Source organism: Agrobacterium sp. 6Ca8, assembly GCF_055382765.1.
Genome location: NZ_AP026434.1, coordinates 1969245 through 1992260, shown reverse-complemented (window position 1 = coordinate 1992260; position 23016 = coordinate 1969245). Strand labels below are relative to the sequence as shown.

Sequence of the window (23016 nt, the reverse complement as noted above, 5' to 3'; positions counted from 1 at the left end):
TCAGGGGCGATTGGCTCCGTCTGCACTTCAAAAAAATGCCCGGTCAGGCGACCGGGCCGGATCGCGGCATTATGCAGCGGTCTTTTTCTTCGCATCTTCCCGTTCGCGAATGCCTTCGCGGACAAGCGGCAGGATGTAGCGGCCATAATCCACCGCGTCGTTGTAATTGTCGTAGCCGCGGATCGAGATCAGGTCAGCGCCAAGATCGATGTAGTCGAGGATGGAATCCGCAATGGTGCGTGGCGAACCGACCAGCGCAGTGGTGGCGCCGCTGGCATTGGTGGCGGTGACCGTCGGATACCAGAGGGCGCGATCATGCACATCGCCGCGTGCGGCGATTTCCAGAAGCCGTTGCGAACCGACATTGGCCGGGCGCGGCGCGTTGAGCGGTGCGCGTGTTACACCTTTCTGGCGGTTCTCGTTCAACCGATCCAGAGTTCTGTGAGCCTTTTCCCAGGCAAGCTCGTCCGTCTCGGCGACGATCGGCCGGAATGTGACCCAGATCCGGGGGCGATCCGTGCGGCCCGCCTTTGCGGCTTCCGCATAGACCCGCTCGATCTGCTGCTTGGTTTCGGCAAGCGGCTCTCCCCACAGGCCGAAGATATCGCAGAGCGAACCACCGATGCGATAGGCGGCGTCCGAGGAGCCGCCGAGCGAAATCGGAATAAGCCCGTTTGTGGGCCGCACCGCGCTGCGGAATTGCTTGAACTGGTAATATTTTCCGTCGAAGTCGAAGGGCTCTTTCGAGGTCCAGGCCAGGCGCAGGATGCGGATATATTCCTCCTGGCGCTCATAGCGTTCTTCCTTGTTGAGGAAGTCGCCTTCACGCGCCTGTTCTTCATCGCTGCCGCCGGCAATGAAGTGCACCACGACACGTCCACCACTCAACTGATCGAGCGTCGCGAGCGACTTGGCCGCAACTGTGGGATAAACCGTGTTCGGCCGCAGGGCGACGATGATCTTGATGTTTTTCGTGTGCGCGAGCACCGTGGCGCCCAGCGTGAAAGGATCGAAAGACGATGAGGAGTAGGGGATCAGCGTATAGTTGAAACCGTAATCATCAAGGGCGCGGGCATAGCGCTCCAGAAAAACAGGATCCACAGGTGCGTCTGGAACGGGGTTTAGATCGTTCGATGCATTGGGAAAGCTTACGCTGATAAATTCCGCGGACATGGGCGCTCCTTCAGGTTCAATGCAAGCATGTTAGGGCGCGGCGCAGGAACGAGGAAGACAGGTCTTTCTTTTTCTATCGAATATGTAGAAAATATTCCCTGCGACGGCCTTCGATATAGGACCAGCAACCGCCGCCGCGTTTCCGTCTTCAAGTCGCTGCCACGAAGTGGCAATCGCTCGGTGCCCTAACGGTTACAAGGTGGGCGCCCAGCCCAGGCTCGAAGCCACCGTGTCCGCCAGATCGGTCAGCAGTTGTATGTTTTCGGCGAGACCGAAGGCAGGCGGCAAAAACAGCACGACCTCATCGGCTGCTGCAAGGCCAGGATCGTTGAATACCGATTCCAGCACCTGATCGGGCGTGCCCTGGAAAACGGGCGAAATTTGAAACCCCGCTGGCTGGGCTGCCTGTTCGAGAGCGCCTTTGGGGCGAGACGCGGCAATACCCTTGGTACGCCGCTCCAGATCATAGGCGGCGTATTTTTCGCGAAGCTCGGCCGTGGTGCCAACCAGGATGGAGGCGGCGACGGCGACCGGCGGCGGTTCCGTTGTCCATGTCTTGCGCCATGTGGAACGGAAGGCCTCGATGATGCGGGCCTGATATTCCCCGAAGCTCTCGCCTTCTGCCTGGTCGTGCTGGACGGTTCCCGAGATAAGGCCGATGCCGAGTTCCGCCGCCTGCACAGCCGAAGCAATGCTTGCTGCACCCTGCCGGATGCGCGAACGCAGTGTAGGGCTATGCGGCGTGACACGCAGTGCCGTGCCTTCCGGGTTGGATTGGCCGCCTTCGACACGGTGCAGGACATCGCCAGCGATTGCCGAGAGGAAGCGGGCCTGACGACGTCTGGCCTCTGTGCGGGCATCGGTGTCGACCGTGCCGAATACCGCGTCAAAGGCGGCGTTTGCGCCGGTCGAAATGGCAAGTTCCAGTCGCCCATCAATCAAAAGATCGGTCGTGCCGGCCGCCTCGGCAAGCAGAATCGGATCCTGATAGCGCATGGGGATGACCGCAGAACCGAGCGTAATATGCCGGGTATGCTGGCCGGCAGCGGCGAAGAACGGAAGTGGCGAGGACAGATAGTGATCGAAATGCCGCTGATAGGCCCAGCCGGACTGGTAGCCCAGTTGTTCGGCAGCCTTGAACAGCTCGATACCCTCACGCAGCCCCTGCGCCGGCCCGGCATCGTCGCTGAAAGATACGCGGGTATTGAAGCCGAGCCGCTGTTTGGGGCGGAAGGACGTGCACGCAGTATCGATGGGTGCAGCGATGGTCATGCGATCTTTTCCTTATCGTGAACCCGCCGGGGCAGCGGCTGTGGCGCACGGGCGATGGTTGCGGCACCGGATGGGATCGATTCCAGCAGCGACGCGGTATAGGGGTGCTGCGGATTGTCGAAGATATCGACGACCGTTCCATGTTCGACAATACGCCCGCGCTGCATCACCGAAACGGTGTGGGCGAGCTGGCGTACCAGTGCCAGATCATGGGAGACGAAAACATAGGTCAGGCCGAGCTTCGCCTGCAGCGAGAGCAGCACATCGACGATGTCTGCCTGGACGCTGACATCAAGTGCGGAGGTCGGCTCGTCGAGCACGATCACATCCGGTCGGAGAACCAGCGCCCTTGCAATGGCAACGCGCTGGCGCTGGCCACCCGAAAGGGCCGTCGGCTTGCGGTTGAGAAGGTGTTCGCTCAAGCCCACATTGGCCAAAGCCTCACGAACAGTTTCGAGCCGTTCCGCACGGGTTCCGATCTTGAAACGATCAAGCGGCTCGCGCACCAGCTGTTCGACACTCCAGGTGGGATCAAGCGAGGTAAACGGGTTCTGGTAGACGAACTGAAGATGGCGCCAGGTTGCACGCAGCGACGTGCGGGAGCGGCCGGTCAATTCTTCGCCGGCTACCGATATTGTGCCGGTGTCGGGTTCCTCGAGGCCAAGCAGCAGCCGAATGGTTGTCGTCTTGCCAGAGCCGGACTCGCCAACCAGCGCATGGGTGGTACCTGCAGGCACGTTGAAGGAGACGTTGTTGACCGCCGTCAGCACCCTGTCGCCGACCCTGAAATTCTTGGTGACGGCATTGACCGCGATCTTTGGCGTCGTGGTGGACTCTGCCTTCAGCAGACGGAAACCCGGATCGCGCAGCCGGGCGTAGCGATCCGGATTGAGTGCCGGCACGTCCGCATGCAGCTTCCTTGCATAGGCAGAGGCCGGTGCGGAAAACACCGATGCGGTGCTTCCGGCTTCCTGAACCTTGCCACCCTTCAGGACTACCAGCGAATCCGCCCGTTCGGCGGCGATCGCCAGATCGTGTGTGATGAGGAGCAGGCTGATATCCAGCTCGTGCTGCAACCGCGAGAGCAGATCGAGGATCCGCTTCTGGATCGTCACATCGAGCGCAGACGTTGGCTCGTCTGCGACCAGAAGTGACGGGCGCGGCAGAACCGCAAGGCCTATGAGCACCCGCTGCAACATGCCGCCGGATAATTGGTGCGGGTAGGACTCGTAGACAACACCCGGGTTTTCCAATCCCACCTGCGCGAAGGTCTCGAGAATGAGGGCCTTGCGGATCGCCTTGTCAGGCTCGTCGAGAAGTGCGGCCGCCTCCATGGCCTGCGCGCCGATTGTCCGCACCGGATTGAGCGAATTGCCTGGATCCTGCGGGACAAAGCCGATGGCGCGTCCCCGCAGCGGTCGGAAGTTGCGCTCTGGCAGTCCCAATATCTCCTGATCACCAAAGGTGACGTGGCCGGTGGCATGTCCCCCGCTTGGCAAAAGCCGAAGGACCGCGCGGGCGATTGTCGATTTGCCGGAACCGGACTCGCCAATGAGGGCAAGGCTCTTGCCACGGCCGAGTTCGAAACCGACATTGCTGACGACCTCCTGGCCTCCATAGGCAACAGAAAGATCGTTGACCCGGAGAAGCGGGACAGGAGCCTGCTGCGGCTGCGGTCTGGCCGCAAAGGTAACGGGGCGGGCGATAGTGGTGGTCAGTCTGTCTTGCGTAGCCATCGGCTGATCCTGTTTACAGAGAGGACGGTCGCGATTGTGACGAAGGCGGGGGCGTATACGAGCCACGGCCATTTGAGGTAATCCTTGCCGATCGAGATCAGCAGGCCCCAGTCGGAGGCGGGCGGCGGGTCGCCGTATCCGAGAAAGGCAAGGCTTGCGATCACGAGGATCGACTCGCCGAACTGCAACACGGCAAGCGGCAGCACCGAGCGTGACGCGTTGGGCAGAACATGGCGCAGAAGGATGAACCAGCGCGAGCCGCCGAGCAGGTACGAAGCCTCCACGAATGTCGCCTGTCTGGTCTTGATGACCTCCGCACGCGTGACGCGGGCAAAGACCGCCACGGCGGAGACGCCGGTGGCGATGGCGGCATTGATGGTCTCGAAACCGATGGCGGTGACCACGATCACCGCCAGCAGAAACTTTGGAATTGCCAAGAGAACATCGACCAGCCGGGCAAGTGTGATATCGACCCAGCCGCCGAGAAAGCCCGCAAGAAGCCCGATGAGACCGCCAGCGAAGACGCCGATGACGACCGCGACGAGCGCGCTGGAGACGGAAGAGGACGTGCCATAAACGACGCGTGCGTAGACATCGCGGCCAAGGTGGTCGGTGCCGAACCGATGCGCAAGACTTGGGCCGAGCAATTTGTCCGTCGGCACCCCGACGACCGGGCTGTGACTGGTAAACAGGCCGGGCGCCAGTGACCAGGCGACGACGAGCGCGATAATGGCGAAGGACAAGGCGACGGTCAGCGGTATCCGCAGGCCTGTCAGCCTGTTTGCAGGGGTCGCACCCGGCAGGGAAGCGTTCGAGGCGAAAGTCATGGTGTCACCGCCTTGGTGGTGGTGGAGGAATCCTCTGTAATGGCCAAGCGAGGCTTTCGCGCGCCGAGAATTTGCACGCGTGGATCGAGCAGGGGATAAAGAAGATCGGCAATCAGGTTGACGAGCACGAACACCACGGCTCCCAGCGAAACGATCGCTTGCAGGACAGGCAGGTCCTGCGTGCTCACGGAGCGCTGCACCAGGCTGCCGAGACCGGTTCGCCCAAAGACAGACTCGGTGATGAGTGAATTGCCAAGCAGTTCACCGACGGTGATGGCGATCACGGTGACGACGGGCAACGAGGCAGGCTTGAGCAGATGCTGTGCAAACAGCCGCGCCTGTCCGATGCCGCGGCTGCGGGCGACGGCCGCGTATTCCTGTTCTGCCTCCCTGTCGAGGTTCGCTATAAGCACCTCGGCGATTTGCGCAGAGAAAGGAATTCCGATTGTGATTGCGGCAAACACCGTTGCCCAGAAGCTATCTGGTTCGATAACGCGGAAGAGGCGCAGCTGAAAGCCGAAGAGATGGATCAGTATCAGGCCAATCACAAAATTCGGTGTCGAGAGAAACAGCGATGGGAAAGCTCGTAGCAATCCCTGGCCGTAGCGCTTTGGTACCACCTGGGTTCCGTAAGCAACGGCCATTGCCAGAATCAAGGCGACGGCAAGTCCCGTGGATGCAAGGATCAGTGTCGATGGCAGCACTTCAGCGATGAGGGTCGCCACCGGCCGGTTGGAGCGCATCGACATGCCCAGATCGCCAGTCAGAAACCCCGACAGGGACGACCACAGCTGCACGAGAACCGGTCTGTCGAGGCCCTGCGCGGCGATGATTTCCGCGATCTCCTGCTCGGTGAACCCGTTTTGCGGGTTCCGGAGCACGCTGGTGATCGGGTCGCCAGGCAGGATGCTGACGACCACGAAGGTGAAGACATAGGCCAGCAGTATGACGACGACCGCCTGGCCAAGCCGCTTTGCGGCGTAGGTTAGGTAGGCATTGCTCATGCCGGTGACCTCCTTCAACGTTGCCTTGTTGTGCGCATCAGTCGCTGATGGAGGCGGTGTAGTAGCTGGCATAAGCCACGCCGTTATACACTTCGCCCTTCAGCTTCGGGGACTGCACGTAGATCCGCTGCACGATCTGCGTTCGCGGAATGAAATAGCCCTGCTCAAGGACATATTTCTGCAGCTCATCGAGAAGCGGGCTGCGCTCGTCGACAGAGCCGGCGCCGGCGATCTTGTCGCGCAATCCGTTGAGCGTCGCGTCGCGGTCGTCAAGGGCGAACCAGTTCTCGCCATTATTGGCGTTGGTGAGAATGCTGGCGACGGTGCCTGCATCGATGAAGCTGCGCGTCACCTCATAGGTCGGGATCGCCGCACCGCCGAATTTGACCTTTTCACCAAAGGTCACGACGTCGTAAGCGCGGATAGCGACTTTCCAGCCGAGCTTGCCGAGTTGCTGGGCGATGAGTTCATCGACCGACTTGGATGTCGCGAGATAGGGATTGGAGTGGATCGTCAGCGACAGCGGTTTGCCGTCTTTGGTCCTGATACCATCGGCACCCTTGACCCAGCCCGCCTCGTCGAGTAGCTTTTCGGCCTTGGCGGGATCGTAAGCGAGAAGTGCGCTGTGGTCGGTCGCGCCCGGCACGTTGCTCTGGATGAAGGACGTGGCGAGCTTCCAGTCCGGCGTATAGACGGTGTCGATGATTTCCTGACGGTTTACGCCGGCCTGAAGTGCCTGGCGAACCTTCACATCATCATAGGGCGGAAGCTTGGTGTTGACCGCCCAGCCGTTGACGAAGCCGAGATAACGCGGCGTTGCGACGGTAAAGCCCTCTTCGTGCAGTGACTTCAGTTCCTGCGGCGAAGCATTATAGGCGACATCGGCCTGGCCGGACTGGACCGAGGCGACACGCAACGACGGTTCCGACACCAGCTTATAGGTGATGGAATCGAGGAAGGCCGGGCCGGTGTGGCCAACGGCGGCAGGACCCCAATTGTAATCCTTGCGCTTGACCAGCTTGACGTAATCTCCCTCCTTCCAGGATTCGACCACATAGGGGCCGCTGCCGGAAGTCTTGCTGAGATCGGCCTGCTGGGTGGCGGGCTGGGCGATGGTCTTCGGCGAGATCAGGATCGAGCCGTGGTAACCGAGCGTCGGAATAAAGCCGAGCGTCGGCTTCTTGAAGAAGACCTTCACCGTGGATGCGTCCACCGCTTCAGCATGGTCGTAGGTCTTGGGGAAAAGACCGATCGGGTTGATGCCTTCGCTCTTGCGTCCGGCATACCAGATGTCGAGATTGGCGACGACCGCCGCTGCATCCAGCGGTGTGCCATCGGAGAAGGTCACGCCGTTTTTGAGGTGAAGCGTGAATTCGGTGGCATTGTCGTTCTGCTCCCAGCGCTCGGCAAGCCAGGGGCTGACCTTACCATCGGCATCGACATAAAGAAGCTTGTCGGCGACATGGCCCCAGATATGGCCCTGAAAGCTGGAAATGGCGCTGTTGTTCGGGATCCAGGTGTCGCCGAGAGAATCGATGAGGAAGGTGATGTCGCCGCCATTGCGGGGGGTATCTGCTGCCTCAACCGGAGCAGGCGCCATCGTCGTCAGAAGCGCGATTGCCCCTGCGAGAGTGGTGGTCAGCAGACCCCGACGGGAGAAGGAAAAAAGCGAAGAACGTATCGTCATTAAGAAATCCTGATTGGTCGCGTTGTTTCTTGTCTTTGTGATTTCAGGAACTATCGCCGCTCTGCGCCGGTCTTTTGCGGGCACACGAAAGGCTTCACACGACAGCCTTGCCGGTGGTTTCAATGTCCTGAAATCGGGAAAAATGTGCCTGCGTTACCTCTTGGAGGGTCCGACCGATGTTACGGCTTAGCCGTTACTTTTAGCCATTGACGGCTCGTTCGATCGCAGGCCGTGCTTGCTGATACATCGTGCGGTCATGACGCGGTCCCTTGTTTTGAAATTCGGTTCTTGATGTCTAACGTAGCAGGGTGGCCAGAAGGAGAAAGACCAGTTGTTCTTTTTCTATCGAATTAATGGATTATTTTGCCGCGGTTTCCGAAGGTGGTAGGATCAGCTTTTCCGACGCCCGGAATACGTTGGCGGTGCGATTTTTCCGGCAGTGCCGGAACACCGGTCCCTCACTTATTTTGCAAATGCCATCTTTTCGAAAATCCGCACCGGAGGCGCCTCACCGGCAAAACGTTCGACCTCCACTCTGGTAATCTGACCGGTCGATCCCTGCGCCAGTTTCGAGGTGCCGATGTCGCGCGTCAGGATGTTCGGATTGCCGTGAATGCACATCGCTTGCTCTGCATGCCGGTCATGCGGTTCGAACCACGCACCCGTTGCCAGCTGCATCACGCTGTTGCGCACATCCGTGCTCAGGACGGCTGCGGCGAGGCAGCTGCCACGACTATTGAACAGCCTGATGATATCGCCATCGGCAATGCCCCGGCGGGCTGCATCTTCGGGGTTGATGCGCACGGGTTCCCGGCCCTTAATCTTGGTGGAGCGGCTGAAAGCGCCATAGTCGAGCTGGCTGTGCAGACGCTGATGCGGCTGATTGCAGACCAGATGCAGCGGATAGAGCGCTTCGTCTTCCGGTTTCGTCCTGCCGGGATACCATTGCGGATGGCCGCCGCAATCGTCATAGCCGAAACCCTCGATCGTCTCGGAGAAGATTTCGATTTTACCGGATGGTGTCTTCAGAGGGAAGGCTATGGGATCATCACGGAAGGCACGCGCAGGCCCTCCGTCATCCGGCTTGAGCGGCAGACCTATCTCTCCACGTTCCCAGAACGTTTCGAAATCGGGAGCCTCATGCCCACCGGCGGCAAGCGCCCCACGCGTTGTTTCATAGAGGAAGGCAAGCCATTCCCGGCTGCTACGGCCTTCGGTGAAGGTTTCGAATTTGCCGAGCCGGCGCGCGATCTCGGAGAAGATTTCGTAGTCGTCGTGCGCCTCACCAACCGGTTCGATCAGCTTTTTCATCGCGATCATCAGAGGATCGCGGTCGGCGGCGCCAATGTCGTCGCGCTCCAGAGTTGTCGTCGCCGGCAGCACGACATCGGCATGCCGCGCAGATGATGTCCATGCGGTTTCGTGCACGATGATGGTCTCGGGCCGTCTGAACGCTGCCCGTAGCCGGTTGATATCCTGATGGTGGTGGAACGGGTTACCACCCGCCCAGTAAACCAAGCGGATATCGGGATAGTGCATCCTCTGGCCGTTATAGTGAAATTCCCCACCAGGATTGAGCAGCATGTCGGCAATACGCGCGACCGGAATGAAATCCGCGACCGGGTTTTTGAACTGGTTAAGTGTCGGCAGGGGAACGGCCAGCAGGTTCTTCCCGACATTGCCCAAAGCGCCGAGGGAATAGGAATATCCGCCGCCGTCGAGGCCAATCTGACCGAGCATGGCGGCAAGAACGATCCCCAGCCAGACGGGTTGCTCACCATAATCGGCGCGCTGAAGCGAATGGCTGACAGTGATCAATGTTCTCGCGCGCGCCATGGTGCGGGCGAGTTCCCTAATAGTTTCCGTGCCGATGCCGCAGAGCCCGGAAGCCCATTCGGGGCTTTTCGCCACACCATCGGTCCGGCCGAGTAGGTAGTCTTCGAAACGCTGATAGCCGACGGCATAGCGGTCAAGAAACGCCCGATCGTGCAGGCCCTCGGTGACGAGAACATGCGCAAGTCCGAGCATCAGCGCGACATCGGTACCGGGTATGACCGGCAGCCACTCCGCATTGAGGTCTTTCGGAAAATCGTCTTTTAGCGGGCTGATCAGCACGAATCGCGCGCCGCGTGCACGTGCGCCATTCAGCTTCTGTGGCACGATATGCACGCTGTTGCCGCCGCCATGCACGTCCGTATTCTTGATCGCCATGCCGCCGAAGGCGACGATCAATTCGCTGCTGCGCTCGATTGCATCCCAGGTAACGCTCTTGCGGTCGAAATGATCATAGGGTCCGAGAACATGCGGAATAATGACCATCGCCGCGCCGGAACTATACGTGTTGACGGAGCGCACATATCCGCCAAGCGTATTCAGAAAACGGTGGACCTGACTTTGCGCGTGATGGAAACGTCCGGCGCTCGACCAGCCGTAGGAGCCGCCGAACACGGCCTGTGGGCCGTAATCGCCGTAAACCCTTTGAAGTTCCTTCGCGACGAGGTCCGCCGCCTGCGGCCAATCGACCTCCACATAGTCGTCCGCCCCGCGTATCTGCGCGTTGCCCGGTTTTCCCTCCAGCCAGCCGCGCCTGACCGCCGGACGCCGGATGCGCGCGGCGCTATCGGCGATTGCCGGCAGATTGGCGAGCAAGGGCGAGGGGTGTGGATCGTCCGGATGCGGACGGATATCGAGCTTGCCATTCCGGTAGCTGCCGGAAAAGGCGCCCCAGTGGGAGCTGTGGGTCTTGTAATTATCCATCTGCGAAATCCCGCACGGTCAAAGCGTTTCTCGGCGGCTGGGCAAGTCTTGGCTCGGCAGGATCTTGCCCGGGTTCATGATGCCGGCCGGATCTATGGCGTTTTTGATGATGGCCATGAGGTCCACCGCGTCGCCGTGTTCCTGCCGCAGATAAGCGATCTTGCCGGTGCCAACCCCATGCTCGCCGGTGGAAGTGCCGCCAACCGAGATGGCGTGCTGCACCATCTTCTTGTTGATTGCCGCCACCTCGTCGAGTTCGGCTTGATTTGCAGGGTCTACGGCGAAGACCACATGATAGTTGCCATCGCCGACATGGCCGAGAATGGCGGCGGGCACGCTGCAGTCGCGTAGCAATTCCCGGGTCCTGACGATGCAGCCGCTCAACTCGGATACCGGCACGCAGACATCGGAAGACCAGCCCCTGGCGTTCGGGCGCTGCGAGACCACGGCGTAAAACGCGTTGTGGCGCGCCTTCCAGAGGCGGTTGCGATCTTGCGGCGCATTCGCCCATTCGAAATCCCTGCCGCCATTGTCTTCCACTATGGCAGCGACCATCTCGACCTGCTCCTTCACGCCAGCAGGCGAGCCGTGGAACTCGAAGGCGAGCGTGTCCTCGACCTTGAGGGAAAGACTGGAATAGGCGTTGACGGCCTCGATCAGGCCACGGTCCATTAATTCCATTCTCGCAACTGGAATGCCGAGCTGCACGACCGTAATGGCTGCCGCAACTGCCTGTTCGACGCTTTCGAAGGAGCAAAGTGCAGCCGAGATGGTTTCGGGAATTCCGTAGAGTCGCAACGTCACTTCCGTGATGATGCCGAGCGTCCCCTCGGAGCCGACGAACAGCCGCGTTAGGTCATAACCTGCTGATGATTTACGCGCCCGCCCGCCGGTGCGGATGACCTGGCCGTTCGGCAAGACGACTGTCAGCGACAGCACGTTTTCTCGCATTGTGCCGTAACGCACGGCGTTTGTGCCGGAAGCGCGGGTTGCCGCCATGCCGCCGATGGACGCATTGGCGCCAGGATCGATCGGAAAGAACAGGCCCATGTCGCGCAGGTGCGTGTTCAGTTGCTCGCGCGTGACGCCGGCCTCCACCGTGCAATCGAGATCCTCGGCGCTGATACGGACGATTTTCGACATGCGCGACAGATCGACCGAGACACCGCCACGCACTGCCGTCAGATGGCCTTCGAGGGAAGTGCCGGTGCCGAAGGCGATGACGGGAACACCTTCAGCGGCGCAAAGCCGCACGGCTTCCGCCACATCATCCGTGCTCTCGGCGAAAACGACGGCATCCGGGATCGCTGGCGTATGGTGGGATTCGCCACGGCCGTGTTGTTCCCGCAATGCCTGCGCGGTGGAAAAATGCTCGCCGAAACGGTTGCGCAAAGCGTCCGAGAGAGCGGGAGGCAGTGCGCTCATCGCGATACTCCGCGCGAAGAGGGCGGGAAAAGAGACATGAGAAACTCCACGGGAATGGTCTGGAGAGAGCCATGGCCGGGTTGCGGCCACGGCGTGACAGTCACCCGGTTTTCGGCGGGGATCAGGCGGCCAGTTTTTCGCCCTTGAGATGACGTTCGAGGAAAGGCAGGCTGTCCTGTCCCCAATACAGTTCGTCCTCGTAGCGGAATGTCGGAAGCCCGAACACACCGGCTGCCTTTGCGGCCTCATAATTGGCTTTCCGGATGGCTTCCACGGCATCGCTTCCGCCGCGTTCGTCCAGCGCCGCACCGTCGAAACCAGCTTTGTCAGCGATTGCGCGGCGAACTTCGGCATTGCCAATATCTTCGCCTCCTTCCCAGAAAGCTTCCTGAAGCGCCTTGGTCAGCCTCAACCAGTCCTCGCCCGCATCGATCGCGGCAATGACCATGAAGCCGGCCGGCGTGGGATCGGAAAGGGCGGCGCGATTGTCGAAGTTAAGGGACTTGCCGCGCAGTGCCGCCCATCGCTTCAAATCCTTCGTCCAATAGGCGCGGCGCGCTTCCGGACGGTTGCGTGAGTAGATGGCGCCATTATCCTCGATCAGCGGGATGACATAGGGCCGTATCGTGGCGTTGTGCTCGGCGGCGAGCGCGGCGAAAGGCTCCAGGCCGAGAAAGGCCCAGGGGGAGCCGATGCCGAAGAAGTAGTCGATGGTCTTGGTCATATCTTGTCTCCTGAGAATATCTCGCCGGTGGCGAGATCGAATACCGAGAGCGCACAGTCCCGGGCGATGAGTACGGCATGCGGATCGCGCCCGACCGCGACGGTGGCAAGTGCGCCTTCGTAAAGAAGCGAAAGGTGGGAGGCCGCCTGATCCAGTCGCACCCCCGCGTTCGACATGACGGTCTCGAAAATATCCCGCACCATTCTTTTGTGGGTTCGAGCCACGGTGACGACGCGTTCGGAATCGCCGTGTTCGGCAACCGCGAGTGCAAAGGCGCAGCCCCTGAATTCCGGGCTGTCGGCCTTCTCGTAAAGCCGCTCGAAAATCACCCGCAGTTGGTCCCTTGGATCAATAGTCGCTGTCAGAACATCCTTCAGCGAGCGAATGACACGGTCGTGGCGATCCTGAAGATAGGCCGCGACAAGATGATCCTTGGACGGAAAATGCCGATAGAGAGTAGCTTTTGCGACCTTCGCTTCTTCGATGATGCGGTCGATACCGACCGCCCGGATACCTTCGGTATAAAACAGCGCTCCGGCGGCGGTGAGAATCTGGTCTGGAATGGCTTCTCTCATTTTATCGCTTCAGCTTGGTGGTTTCATGGGAAGAACGGGTCGCACGCATCATTGCGCGGCGGCGAGACCGGTTTTGTCGCGCTCGTGGAGCTGCCCGACAAAAGAGAGGATCGCGTCAAGCGGCACCGCCTTCGAGAAGGCGCCCTGATGCGCCAGCCTGCCGCCAAGAGACTGGATAGCCTCGTTATACGGTGTCGCGACGTTATGCAGACGGCCGAGCAGCACAATCTCACCGTTGAGAAAATCGACCTCGCTGGAAGCGCCCCGGGCAAAGCTCTGCCAGGTCGATTGCTGGCCGGGCTGAATGCCGCTGTTTTGAGCGATGCTCCAGCCTGAAATATCGACAGCCCGTTCAGAGGGAGAGGCGAGATTGTAGCCTGCTACCTCAAGCGTCTGGCGGGCTTCATTGACCAGCGCTTCGGCGATCGATGCTCGCAGATCGTCTTCTCCGTCGAACAGATCCAGCGCATTGCGGACGTTATGAAGCAGTTTTGCCGATTTCCAGCGGCGGATATCGCTGCTGGTTTCCGCAAGATAATTAGCGCGTGTGAGGTCTGCGGCAATCTCCTTCGCCGTTTCGTCGGAACCGGCCGGGAAGCGCCCGATCGTGACCACGCCGACCTGCGGATTGCCGGCCGCCGCAACCGCGCCGGTTTGTGTAAACCGGGCAGGGGTCAGAATACTGGCGCCGTAGACATTGGCGAAGGTCCTGAGCGCCAGCGCTTCCGTCGCCAGACCGTTCTGAAAGGTAACCACCGGCAACTGCGTGGCTGTTAGACCTTCCACGCCGGATACCTGTCGCCATGACCAGTCTGCCAGAGTGGCTGCCGCATCCTGCGTTTTGACGGTCAGCAGCAGGATATCGTCGGGCGCCAGGTCCGGCGGAGCAGATACGTCGAAGGCGTTCAGCCTTATTTGCTGCGTGCCTGAGGGGCGTTGGTAGCTCAGCCCCTGTTCAATGATGGAGGCAATTTGTGCGCCGCGTCCGACCAGAGCATATTTGATGCCGGAAAGCTCGAACTGTGCGGCAAGGCTCGCGCCAACCGCGCCTGCGCCAATGATAACGTATCGTGTCACCTTTTCCTCCAATTCAACCGGGCCGATAATGCGCCAGTATCAATTGCAGCGGTGCGGTTTGCTGGATCGATACGGGATTTCGCTCAACATCGGTCCTCCCTGATGGCGACCAATGATGACAGCTAAACTAGGCATGAGGAGCGCCTCAAGAAAGACAGGTCGTTCTTTTTCTATCTATTTTATAGAAAATAATTCGGCGTAAGGAAAATTTGCGATCACCTTATTCCCGACAGCAGTCCTGGCGCGGCGAAACCCTGGAATAAGCCCCAACGAAGCACACCGTCAGCGCGCGCGGGAGAGCATCAACTCGCCGGGATTTTTCAGGAGGCCGCCTTGAAGAGAACCGTGACGACGGTTCCGCCGTCCTGTCGCGGATCTATCTGCAAATCGCTGTCATGCGCCCTTGCGATCGCTCGAGCAATCGACAGGCCGAGGCCGGTGCCACCGGTCTTACGTGCACGCGACGGCTCTGTGCGCCAGAAGAGTTCGATGCCGTGTGCCTCGATGCCGGGGGGGAAACCCGGCCCCTTGTCTTCGATTGTTATGAAGGGACGTCCTTCCCGGACTCCGGTCGAGCAGAAGAGGCTCTTCCCGCTCGCCGCATAGCGGCGTACATTATCCATCAGGATGAGCAGCAGCTGTTGAAGGCGTTGAGGGTCGCCGCAAATTGGAGCCGTCTGCAGCGACATATCGAGACGAATTCCTGCCTCTTCGAGAAGAGGCCGTGCCGCCTCCGCCACGGCCGCGCATTCGGTAGCGAGATCGAGTGGCCGCATCTCCGTAACGAGACTGTTGGTTTCTGCCAGCGAGAGCGTCCGCAGGTCATCGACGAGACGCGCAAGTCCTTCCACATGGCCGATGAGGTGGCGAATGGCCTGCTTGTCGAGCGGAAAGACGTCATCGGCAATGCCGTGTAAACGGCCTTGCAGGATGGTCAGCGGGGTGCGCAGCTCGTGGGCTACCGCCATGGTGTTGAACTTCAACCGGCGCTCCATCATCTGAAGCTCCTGCGTCAAAGTCTCGAAACTGTCGACCAGAAATCCGACTTCGGCGATGCGGCTCGCCTTGATCTTTGCGCCTCCGCTGAAGTCGCCGGTCGCCATGCGCCGCGCCGCGTCGGCAAGTTCGCCGAGAGGTGCTGCAATGCGCCGGGAGATGAAATAACCAAGCAAGCTGCACAGGAAGACACCGAGCAATCCAAAGAGGAACACCGATTTGAGAAGTTCGCTATCTGCCTGGTCCTCCAGGCCCGGTAAAACCTCGATAAGGGCCTGAAGCTGGCTCTGATCCGGCATCACGCCCCGGTCAATATCCGAGAAAGCCTTGGCGGCATCAGGCGATAGTTGGGCAAGGATGCGCTCCTCAATGGTGTCCGAATACCAGGAAACGCCGAAATAGACCAACGCAACCGCAAAGATGAGCATTGTGGTGATTGTGATCGCCGTCATCGTGCGCAGGCGGAGCCGCCGGAACCTCATGATGTCTGCTCCCTGGCAAGTCGGTAGCCGATGCTGCGCACCGACACCAGATAACCGCCAGCACCGTGATCCGACAGTTTTTTACGCAGATTGGCGATGTGCGTATCGACCGTGCGTGCCAGCGCATCGCTTTCCGGCAGGCAGGCATCCAGAAGATCGGCCCGCTGAAAGGCATAGGTGGGGCGACGCGTCATATGGGCAAGAATTCTGAATTCGCTGAGCGTCAACGGCAGAACGGTTCGTCCCGCATCGCTGCAAACAGCCGCGATGTAAGCTTCGGTATCTATTTCGATGGCGCCGAAACGCAGGATTCCTCCGCCAGTTGGCTGACGCGAGCGTTTTAGAACGGCATTCACCCGGGCGACCATTTCCTGCGGGTTGAAAGGTTTGACGATGTAGTCATCGGCACCCAGGCGCAGACCGGTCAGCTTGTCCATATCTTCGGCAAGGGCGGTGACCATGATGATCGGTGTATCACGCTCCCGCCGTATGCGTGTCAGCACATCGATGCCATCGAGCTTCGGTAGCCCGATGTCGAGAAGAATGAGATCCGGCCGCAGCATGGAGAAATGCGTCATGGCCGTCTCGCCATCCCCGGCTCTAACGGTTCTGTATCCGTCACGAATGAGATAGGCGTCCAGAATCTGCATGATGTCGGGGTCGTCTTCGACGATGAGAATGAGACCTTTGTCCATGCTGACCTTACGAACTTACTGATATTACCGCTTTATTGCCGGGACGCTAAGCCGACGCAAAGCGCCGGGCAAGAGCCTTCTCACGAGATAGATGCGGCAGGCACGCTTTTCCTCTCAGTCTTGGGACTTCCTCCGCAGAACCTTGACATTTCTACAGAAGAAAGCTGGCCATGCACCAGTATCTCTCCCATAAGACCGAACAGAAATGGCCAGGCCGGCCCGAAAAACCGAAGTTCCGCTTTGCCGTCATCCCCACGGCGCGCCAGACTTTCGCATGGGTTTCCGGCAGCCCATCCCTGCTCGCGCTTTCGACCACGCTTGCAATGATGGTCTTCTTCACTGTCAGGCCGGATATCGATCTTGACGCCAGTCGCTGGTTCTGGACAGATGGTTTTCGTCTTGGCGAGGATCAATTCCTGATTTCCGTCCGCGATCTGAACCGCGCACTTCCCGCCATTTTATTGTCCACGCTTGTCTGCCTGCTCCTTGCCACGCCATTTGTCTCCGGCGTGCGGCGTGCCATCCGCCCTCACAAACTGCTACTTGTTCTCACCTTTTATGCGCTTGGGCCGGGTGCGACCGTGCATGTGCTGAAAAACCTGTTCGGACGTGCCAGACCGCGGCATATCAGTGAATTCGGGGCGGATTTGTTTTTTACGCCCGTTCTTTCCCTCGATGGCAGCTGTTCGCGCAACTGCTCCTTTCCATCCGGCGAAAGCGCGTCCGCAATCGCCCTGCTGGCGTTCATCATCTTCCTGCCGGAAAAATTTCGCCTGAGCGCCACGGCGATCTTGATGCCGTTCATCGTGCTTTGCTCCCTAAACAGGGCAGCTATGGGCGCACATTTTCTCTCCGATGTCCTGATTGCATGGCCACTGATGCTCGCCGTGTTCCTCCCACTGCATCGGCTGTTCACGAAGCATGGGAACACAATCGACACTGCGTTTCTGCGCTAATTCATGGGAATACGGCATAGCGCCGAACAAAGGTCATGCCCCGAGCAATAAATTTGTGTCCGGGGTTCGTCCGCCGCCTGTTCAAATCGCACATGCCCGTGCCTGTGGTCTGGTACGGGCATGTGCGGACGAGGACTGCCTTATTTCACTTGGGCTACGACCAGCTTGCCATCCGCACGTTCGGCGATGAACTCGATGTTCGCGCCTTCCTTGAGCTTGGCGAGCAGGGCATCGTCCTTGACGCGGAACACCATCGTCATGGCGGGCATGTCGAGGTTCTTCAGTTCCTCATGAATGATGGTGACTTTCTTGGCGGTAGCGTCGACCTTCTTCACCGTACCCTTGGTGAATTCCTGTGCGAATGCGCCAAAGGGGGCTGTAAGCAACAGAGCGGCTGCAAGGGTAATTTTAACGATTGTCTTCATGGTCAGATTCCTTTTTTCGATTGGTTACTTGGCCGAAACTTTGAGATCGCCGCGCATGCCGGCCTCGTAATGTCCGGGCTTCAGGCAGGCGAATTCGAACATGCCGTCATTGGTGAATTTCCAGATGATTTCGCCGCTTTCGCCCGGCGCAAGGCTGATTGCGTTCGGATTGTCGTGTTCCATCTCCGGGGCCTTTGCCATGGCGGCCTTGTGCTCCAGATTTGCGCTCTGTTCGTCGAGAATGAATTCATGGTCCAGCTCGCCGACATTCTTCACGGCAAAGCGAACGGTCTTGCCCTTCTTGAATTCGAACTTGGCGGGCGTGAACAGCATCTTGCCATCAGGCGTTTCCCTCATGGTGACCTGTATGGTCTGGGTTACCTTGGATTTGTCGCCGGGTTCGCCGATCGCCATCGCTTCATGGCCGCCGCCGTGGGTGCCCGATGCGAAGGCGGGTGTGGCAAGAGCGGTGAGAAGCAGTGCAAGTTTCAGTCTGGTCATCGAATTTTTCCTTGGTTCTGGTGGGGATATGGTCTGCACGATCAGCCGTGTTTCATCGGTTTCGGCGTGATCTGTGTTTTCGGATCATTGGTCTTTTCGGTATCCGGCACGTCGCCGGTCCATTCCCAGGCCTGGGTACCGGGCGGGTTTTGGTACCAGCCGGGATCTGAGTAATCGCCCGCGGAGATGCCTTCGCGGACCTTCACCACGGAGAACATGCCGCCCATTTCGATGGGGCCGTGCGGACCCCAGCCGGTCATCATGGGAACGGTGTTCTCAGGGATTTCCATCTCCATCGCGCCCATATCGGCCATGCCGGCTGTACCCATCGGCATGTATTCCGGCCGCACCTTTCGGATCTTTTCGGTGACGGTCTTCTTGTCGACGCCGATGAAGGTCGGGACATCGTGTCCCATCGCATTCATCGTGTGGTGCGACTTGTGGCAATGGATCGCCCAGTCGCCGACATATTTGGCGTCGAATTCATAGGCCCGCATGGCGCCGACGGGGATGTCGATGCTGACCTCCGGCCACCGGGCCTCGGGCCGCACCCAGCCGCCATCCGTGCACGTCACCTCGAAATCATAACCGTGCATGTGGATCGGGTGGTTGGTCATGGTCAGGTTGCCGACCCTGACACGCACCCGGTCGTCCTTGGAGACCACCAGCGGATCGATGCCCGGAAATACCCGGCTGTTCCATGACCACAGATTGAAGTCCGTCATGGTCATGATTTTCGGAACGTAGGAGCCGGGATTGATGTCGAAGGCGTTGATCAGGAACACGAAGTCGCGATCAACAGGCATGAAGGTCGGGTCCTTTGGATGGACCACGAAAAAGCCCATCATGCCCATCGCCATCTGCACCATCTCGTCTGAATGCGGGTGGTACATGAAGGTGCCGGACTTCACGAGCTCGAACTCGTAGACGAAGGTCTTGCCAACGGGGATATGCGGTTGCGACAGGCCGCCGACACCGTCCATGCCTGATGGCAGGATCATGCCGTGCCAGTGGACCGTTGTATGTTCCGGCAGCTTGTTGGTCACGAAAATCCGCACCCGGTCGCCTTCTACGGCCTCGATGGTCGGGCCGGGTGACTGGCCGTTATAGCCCCAGAGGCGGGCCGTCATGCCCTCCGCCATCTCGCGTTCCACTGGCTCGGCGACAAGGTGGAATTCCTTGACGCCATTGTTCATCCGGAAAGGCAGGGTCCAGCCGTTGAGGGTGACGACCGGATTGTAATCGGGACCGGTAGTGGGGTTGACGGGGGCTTGCGTCGCTGCCGTTTCCATCACGGCCGCTTCCGGCAGGCTGCTATTCGATGTCTTTGCCCAGGCCGCCGTGGAGACCATTGCGGCGCCGACGCCCAGAAAGTTTCTTCTATTGAACATGGTCGTTTCCTTTCTCAGTGTCCGCCACCGCTGCCGCCACCAGTGGCGGCAACTTCGGTCTCCGCGCCTGCCGTACCCGCGCCACCGCCGTAGATGGCGGGCGCAAGGCCGGCTTCCGCGAGCCAGAAGTCACGTTTGGCATTGATGGCGAGCAGGTTCGAATTGACCTTTTCGCGACTGTCGGCGAGCAGTTCGAAGGTGTTGGTGAGCATGCCGTTATAGGTCAGCAGCGACTCCTCCTCGATCTTGGTCCGCAGCGGCACCACGCTGTTGCGATAGTGCCGGGCGATGTCGTAGTTCGAGCGATAGGCCTGATAGGCGGAGCGGGCTTCGGAGCGGATATTGACCGCTTTTTCGGCCAGCAGGTTTGCTGCGCGCATATAGGCGAGTTCGGATTCCCGCATTCTTGCCCGACCGGAATCGAAGATCGGAATGACGAATTCCAGCTCGGCATTGCCGGTCGTCTGTTTGTGTTTTTCGCCGTCTTCAAGTTCGCGTTCGGTCTCGAAGCCGGAACGAAGTTCTAGATCGGTAACGTATCGGGTAGCTTCTGTGAGTTTGAACGACCGGGCGGTCGATTCCAGATCGAGCTTCGCCATCTGCAAATCCACCCGGCGTTGCAGCGCCTCGGCCTCGATCATCTCACGTTTGACGAGATCCTTTGGAAGCTGGGGCAGGCGGTTGGGGATGGAGTAGTCTATGTCCGCGCCCCACAGGCCCATCAGCCTTGTCAGTTCCTCCTTCGCAAGCCGGGCTTCAAGCCGCGCCTTGGCGATCTGGCCGGTCAGTTCGGCATAGAAGACCTGCTCGCGAGCCTGGCCTTCCTTGTTCAGCGAGCCTGCTTCGCCAAGCTTCCTTGCAAGTTCCGAGGCGGCATCCGCGGCTGTCTGGGCCTGCGCCAGCTGGCCGACATTTTCCCAGGCAGCAACCGCCGTGATCCAGGCGCGGCGGGTATCTGCCGCCAATTGCAACGTCTTCAGCGCGGCTGCGAGCTGCGCCTTTCGGAAGCCGGTATCGGCAATCTCGACATTCTGTTTGAGCGTGGCCAGTGCCAGAATATTGGTGACGATCACACCCTCGATCGCCTTGTAGGCCCGGAGCCCCGGAGTGCCGATCCCCGTCAATCCGATGCCGACCCTCGGATTGACCAGCATGGTCGATTGCCAGGCGGTTGCGGCCGATTCACCCAGATCGGCATAGGCCGCCTGAAGGCCCTTGTTGTTGAGGAGCGCGACCTGAACCGCCGTCTCGACATCGATTGTTTTCGCTGACATCAGCGATTTGACGCGGGTTGCGGTTGCCTGTGCCTCGGCCCGGTTCTGTATCCAGACAGTCTGCTTTCCTGTCGCCTCGGTCGCCCTGGCCGAGACGGTGGTGAAGCCTGCGTTCTTCGAGGTGTAGTCGGCGGCCGTGACGCAGCCGCCAAGAACGAGCGGGACGGAAAGGACAGCCGTGAGTTTGATCACGCGTAGCGTCATGATGCGTCTCCTTTCGGAGCCTGCGCATCGTTCTGGTTTCGCCAGGGCTTCGGGTCCACCGGAGCACGGTGCGAGTAACCTGTGACCGGTGTCTGATAACGCAGAGGGGTGACGCCTAGCGACGGGTTTGCCGCGTCTTCATACGAGGCGGCCTCGTTCATCGAGGATGTGGCTGTGCAGCCGCCCAATAAAAGGGGCGCTGCAACCACGATGTAGATAGGGTTCATGGTAATTTCCGAACAGGAGATGCAACGGCGCGACGGCGCTAAAGCCGTTCACGCACGATCATTGCCCGAGAGGCGGGCTTTGCCTGTTCAGATATTCGGTGGACGGTGAAGCAGCGGGATCTGGCCCACGGTCTTGCTGTCGTCAAGGAAGGAACGGATGGAATTGACGACTGGTCCGCCAAGGGCGTCATGCGCAATCAGCACCGCCATGCCCAGACAGAAATCGTTGCAGCATTCCGGCTTCACGGGCTTTTTGACGCCGCTGTCGTGGTCTGCCGTATCCATATTATGGTGGTCGCTGGACATCATGGCCAAACCGCCATGGTCCATCATCGCGCCGTGATCCATCATCATGGCGGATTGGGTGGTCTGCATTTCCGCGGTATCGGGACCATGCATTGCGGCATTGACGGTGGAAACGCTGTATCCCGCCAGTGACAATATCATCACCAGTCGAAACAGCAGTGCCGTCAATTTCGATGTTCGCAACATCCCACGCATGCCCTGTAGAAGAGCCGCAGTCCTGAAGTTTGTCAATGGATATCGCTCATAACCATCAATAAATAGCACGTCTGCCGGTTCTTAAACCTCACACTGTCTCCATAAAGGCATCGTCGAGAATGAGGAGTTTACGCGCCTGCATGCGGGCATATTCCTCGTAAAAGCCCTGGGATATCCAGAGAGCGGAACGCCCCTTCCGTCCGCTCCAGCCGATGCCGCCGATCAGTTCGGCCGCGTCAAGCTTGCGCCTGACATGGATTCGGGAAAGGGAGAGCGATGCCGCCAGTTGCGATGGTGTTTTCACATCCGTCAGGTGTCTGCCCTGTTCTGTCGGCTTTTCCCAGTCGATCCCGGCGATCAGGCGGTCCATCAGCAGCCCGCCCGCGTCGAACCAGTTGAAGATGATGGAAAGCGGGCCCGGGCAGCGCACTTCCGGATTGGACAGCAGCGCCTGCGCCACGCGCGGATGGATGTGTGCGAGCATGGTTTCGGATCGCTCGATAAACCGAGAGGCTCTGAACCCCTCATCGATGAGGTCCAGCGCCTGAAAATGCACGTCGTACCATTGGGCAAGCATCGCCAGGGTGGACGGTGAAGGCACCACGCCATCGGCCGGCTTTTCGCCGGCTTGGTGCGCCGGTCTTGTCAGGCCGCGTTTCAGCGCCTCTTTGAAGAAGGCATAGGCGACATCATGGCTGGCAATGCCGTGTTGGAGCGCGAGTTGGCCGAAATCTTCCCGCGTCAGGGCGGGTTCGTCCGTTCCGGTCTTGCGCTTTTGAAAATAGAGCGCCAACAGCGCGTGGCAAAGAAGCCGGCTCTGGCGCGTGGCGAAAAGCGCGGTCATGTCGGGCGAACCTTCGTAGAGGGTGATGAAACTTCCCGCCAGCAGCCGTAGTGCTGCCGCGAAAGCACCCGTTTGAAGCAACCGGTCGATTTCGCTGGGTGGTAGCCTGCGGCCAACGGCGGAGGCGTCCGGCAACCCGGAGATCGCGAAATCGAAAAAATTGGTCATGGGCAGCGCTCCTCGAATTGCCGGCACCACCCTCCTTGCGGAGTGTAATGAGGATTGGATGATCCATCGGCCTTACAGGGGTCGGGATGAGGCGT

The 23016-nt window shown here is 59.8% G+C and carries 21 protein-coding genes; 1 reads left to right on the top strand and 20 read right to left on the bottom strand.

Annotation, left to right across the window (positions count from 1 at the left end):
* Positions 1 to 69: 69 nt before the first annotated feature.
* From ACZ5A6_RS23225 to ACZ5A6_RS23165, 13 genes are all read right to left on the bottom strand, one after another.
* Positions 70 to 1173 carry an LLM class flavin-dependent oxidoreductase gene (locus ACZ5A6_RS23225; protein ID WP_003518064.1) on the bottom strand — a complete coding sequence of 368 codons (1104 nt, stop codon included), beginning with the start codon at positions 1171 to 1173 and terminating at the stop codon, positions 70 to 72.
* 192 nt (positions 1174 to 1365) lie between these two features.
* Positions 1366 to 2445, bottom strand: coding sequence for an LLM class flavin-dependent oxidoreductase (locus tag ACZ5A6_RS23220; RefSeq protein WP_112290705.1), 1080 nt, complete (start codon positions 2443 to 2445; stop codon positions 1366 to 1368).
* Positions 2442 to 4181 carry a dipeptide ABC transporter ATP-binding protein gene (locus ACZ5A6_RS23215; protein WP_003518066.1) on the bottom strand — a complete coding sequence of 580 codons (1740 nt, stop codon included), beginning with the start codon at positions 4179 to 4181 and terminating at the stop codon, positions 2442 to 2444. Before ACZ5A6_RS23215 ends, ACZ5A6_RS23220 begins: the two co-directional genes overlap by 4 nt.
* A complete protein-coding gene (locus ACZ5A6_RS23210) occupies positions 4160 to 5008 on the bottom strand; it encodes an ABC transporter permease (protein ID WP_464111419.1) in 849 nt (282 codons plus the stop codon). Before ACZ5A6_RS23210 ends, ACZ5A6_RS23215 begins: the two co-directional genes overlap by 22 nt.
* On the bottom strand, positions 5005 to 6012 hold the full coding sequence (locus tag ACZ5A6_RS23205; RefSeq protein ID WP_003518071.1) for an ABC transporter permease: 1008 nt from the start codon (positions 6010 to 6012) through the stop codon (positions 5005 to 5007). Before ACZ5A6_RS23205 ends, ACZ5A6_RS23210 begins: the two co-directional genes overlap by 4 nt.
* Before the next feature lie 37 nt (positions 6013 to 6049).
* Entirely contained in the window at positions 6050 to 7699 is a 1650-nt protein-coding gene (locus ACZ5A6_RS23200; protein ID WP_112290708.1) for an ABC transporter substrate-binding protein, read from the bottom strand.
* 462 nt (positions 7700 to 8161) lie between these two features.
* Positions 8162 to 10456: a molybdopterin guanine dinucleotide-containing S/N-oxide reductase gene (locus tag ACZ5A6_RS23195; protein ID WP_112290711.1), complete on the bottom strand. Its 2295-nt coding sequence runs from the start codon at positions 10454 to 10456 to the stop codon at positions 8162 to 8164.
* An 18-nt stretch (positions 10457 to 10474) separates the two neighbouring features.
* Entirely contained in the window at positions 10475 to 11881 is a 1407-nt protein-coding gene (locus tag ACZ5A6_RS23190) for an FAD-binding oxidoreductase (RefSeq protein ID WP_112290714.1), read from the bottom strand.
* A gap of 121 nt (positions 11882 to 12002) precedes the next feature.
* Positions 12003 to 12605 carry a 2-hydroxychromene-2-carboxylate isomerase gene (locus tag ACZ5A6_RS23185; RefSeq protein WP_112290717.1) on the bottom strand — a complete coding sequence of 201 codons (603 nt, stop codon included), beginning with the start codon at positions 12603 to 12605 and terminating at the stop codon, positions 12003 to 12005.
* A complete protein-coding gene (locus ACZ5A6_RS23180; RefSeq protein WP_112290719.1) occupies positions 12602 to 13180 on the bottom strand; it encodes a TetR/AcrR family transcriptional regulator in 579 nt (192 codons plus the stop codon). Before ACZ5A6_RS23180 ends, ACZ5A6_RS23185 begins: the two co-directional genes overlap by 4 nt.
* Before the next feature lie 48 nt (positions 13181 to 13228).
* On the bottom strand, positions 13229 to 14257 hold the full coding sequence (locus ACZ5A6_RS23175; RefSeq protein ID WP_112290721.1) for a 2-dehydropantoate 2-reductase N-terminal domain-containing protein: 1029 nt from the start codon (positions 14255 to 14257) through the stop codon (positions 13229 to 13231).
* Positions 14258 to 14577: 320 nt separating this feature from the next.
* Positions 14578 to 15735 (bottom strand): ATP-binding protein, encoded by a 1158-nt coding sequence (locus tag ACZ5A6_RS23170; protein WP_112290724.1) that lies wholly within the window; start codon positions 15733 to 15735, stop codon positions 14578 to 14580.
* Positions 15732 to 16430 (bottom strand): response regulator, encoded by a 699-nt coding sequence (locus tag ACZ5A6_RS23165; protein ID WP_115062526.1) that lies wholly within the window; start codon positions 16428 to 16430, stop codon positions 15732 to 15734. Before ACZ5A6_RS23165 ends, ACZ5A6_RS23170 begins: the two co-directional genes overlap by 4 nt.
* 170 nt (positions 16431 to 16600) lie before the next feature.
* Here ACZ5A6_RS23165 and ACZ5A6_RS23160 point away from each other — a divergent pair, with 170 nt between their 5' ends.
* On the top strand, positions 16601 to 17386 hold the full coding sequence (locus ACZ5A6_RS23160; RefSeq protein ID WP_464111418.1) for a phosphatase PAP2 family protein: 786 nt from the start codon (positions 16601 to 16603) through the stop codon (positions 17384 to 17386).
* A gap of 140 nt (positions 17387 to 17526) precedes the next feature.
* Here ACZ5A6_RS23160 and ACZ5A6_RS23155 read toward each other — a convergent pair whose 3' ends face one another.
* The 7 genes from ACZ5A6_RS23155 to ACZ5A6_RS23125 form a co-directional block, all read right to left on the bottom strand.
* Complete coding sequence (locus ACZ5A6_RS23155) at positions 17527 to 17811, bottom strand: copper-binding protein (RefSeq protein ID WP_004431579.1); 285 nt, start codon at positions 17809 to 17811, stop codon at positions 17527 to 17529.
* A 24-nt stretch (positions 17812 to 17835) separates the two neighbouring features.
* Entirely contained in the window at positions 17836 to 18312 is a 477-nt protein-coding gene (locus ACZ5A6_RS23150) for a cupredoxin domain-containing protein (RefSeq protein WP_149916417.1), read from the bottom strand.
* 41 nt (positions 18313 to 18353) lie between these two features.
* Positions 18354 to 19703 (bottom strand): multicopper oxidase family protein, encoded by a 1350-nt coding sequence (locus ACZ5A6_RS23145; protein WP_149916418.1) that lies wholly within the window; start codon positions 19701 to 19703, stop codon positions 18354 to 18356.
* 14 nt (positions 19704 to 19717) lie between these two features.
* Entirely contained in the window at positions 19718 to 21181 is a 1464-nt protein-coding gene (locus tag ACZ5A6_RS23140; protein WP_112191898.1) for a TolC family protein, read from the bottom strand.
* Positions 21178 to 21408, bottom strand: a complete 231-nt coding sequence (locus ACZ5A6_RS23135) for a hypothetical protein (protein WP_004431588.1) — start codon at positions 21406 to 21408, stop codon at positions 21178 to 21180. Before ACZ5A6_RS23135 ends, ACZ5A6_RS23140 begins: the two co-directional genes overlap by 4 nt.
* A gap of 87 nt (positions 21409 to 21495) precedes the next feature.
* Entirely contained in the window at positions 21496 to 21909 is a 414-nt protein-coding gene (locus tag ACZ5A6_RS23130; RefSeq protein ID WP_174060226.1) for a hypothetical protein, read from the bottom strand.
* A gap of 88 nt (positions 21910 to 21997) precedes the next feature.
* Entirely contained in the window at positions 21998 to 22921 is a 924-nt protein-coding gene (locus ACZ5A6_RS23125; protein ID WP_013762015.1) for a hypothetical protein, read from the bottom strand.
* Positions 22922 to 23016: the final 95 nt, after the last annotated feature.